The organism is Bacillus carboniphilus, assembly GCF_039522365.1.
In the GTDB taxonomy this organism is placed as follows: domain Bacteria; phylum Bacillota; class Bacilli; order Bacillales; family JC228; genus Bacillus_BF; species Bacillus_BF carboniphilus.
Window position 1 is genome coordinate 1 of sequence record NZ_BAAADJ010000038.1, and the last position, 1,633, is coordinate 1,633.

At 37.8% G+C, this 1,633-nt stretch carries 1 protein-coding gene; it reads left to right on the forward strand.

All coding sequences use genetic code 11. From position 1 onward, the window contains the following. Positions 1-257 precede the first annotated feature (257 nt). Complete coding sequence (locus ABDZ91_RS14220; RefSeq protein ID WP_343800046.1) at positions 258-1,496, forward strand: IS110 family RNA-guided transposase; 1,239 nt, start codon at positions 258-260, stop codon at positions 1,494-1,496. The last annotated feature ends 137 nt before the right edge of the window (positions 1,497-1,633 follow it).

A 1,633-nucleotide genomic window follows, 5' to 3' on the forward strand; every position in this document is an offset into this window, starting at 1 on the left:
CACCCGTTCGTAATATAAGGTTAGCCAGAATTTTCTGGTTGACCTATTTTTATATGGTCTTATGATAACGGTAGTCGGGGTAGAACGTCGCACCCGTGGGAATCAATCCCGTTAGCTAAACTGTTCACCCCCTACTTGTATAAACATGTTTCAGGCTGGTTGGGACAAAGAGATCCCGTTTAACAAGCGAACCTATGACATTACAAGAAGCTTTAGGGGTTACCGACAAATGATGTATTTCTAGGAGGAGATATTGTATGAATCCAGTCATTGGTCTGGATGTATCAAAAGGAGAAAGTCAGGTTCAAGCATTTCTAGATAAAGGCAAGCCTTATCGTAAGAGCTTTAGTATTAAACACACTACTGAAGGATTAGGTAGTTTATTAGAGTTCCTTAAAAAGGTTGAAGATTCCGCTGGTGGTAATCAACCTACGGTCGTTTTAGAATCAACTGGACACTACCATATTCCTGTTATTCAGTTTCTTGAGGAGCAAAATTATGTTTATATTGTCGTCAATCCTCTTATCTCACATAGGGCAAAGAGTTCAAGTCTTCGCAAGGTAAAGACAGATGCAGTAGATGCCTATCACCTTTGTGAATTGTTTTATAAAGAAGAGTTAGAGCCTTATAAAAAGCGAGGTATTCAACTCCTAAACCTTCGTAATCTTACTAGACAGCAAGAGAGTATCGCTGAAGTATCAGCAAAAACTAAACTACAACTTCACTCATTATTAGATCAGGTCTTCCCTGAATATAGAGGTGTTTTTGGTAGTTTATACTCAAAGGTTTCGTTGCTTACATTACTAGCCTTCCCAACCTCTCAGGCTGTATTAAGTGTAAGTGAAAGAGAGCTAACCGAAAAGATTGGTTCATTATGTATAAGTCGTTCTGATGCCTGGGCAAAAGAAAGGGCAGAGAAATTAAGAGATGCAGCCCTTCGTAACCCGTTTCAGAACAACCTGTACCAGAGTCATATCTTTAATCTTGAGCTATTAGTTAGTATGGTTCTTCAATACCAAGAGCATCTATCTAAGATTGCAGCTGAAATAGATGCCCTCGCTAAAGAAATTGAAGAGTATCATATACTTCAGTCTATCCCTGGAATCGGAGAGAAAATCGCCGCCACGATTTTATCCGAAGTTGGAGAAATAGATCGGTTCAGTGATGCCAAAAAGCTCGTTGCATTCGCTGGAGTAGATCCTAGTGTTTACTCTTCAGGTAAGTTTACTGCATCAGTCAATAGAATTACCAAACGAGGTTCTTGTAGGCTTCGTCATGCCTTATATATGGGTGTTCAAAGTGGTATTCGTGATTCTCGTAAGAAGAAAACGACTGATGAGATAATAGCACGAAATAAAAGATTAAGAGAGTTTTACGATAAGAAACGTGAAGAAGGAAAACCCTTCAGAGTAGCAGTTATAGCCTGTGTAAATAAACTCTTACATTGGATTTACGCCATCCTAAAAAGCAGAACTACTTTCCAAGATATAGCTTAAAAACTATATCTAACTAAATACAACAAAACCTTCCAAATACAGTATAGAGGAAGGTTATTTGGCATGTTCAATTTTAGTATATCACGTTGTTTTTAATCTTTTTATTGAAAAATGTTGACAAACTATTAGCTGGTTTA

Excerpts from the sequence above, each read along its gene's own strand:
- ABDZ91_RS14220 (WP_343800046.1), top strand. The coding sequence starts at position 258 with ATGAATCCAGTCATTGGTCTGGATGTATCAAAAGGAGAAAGTCAGGTT.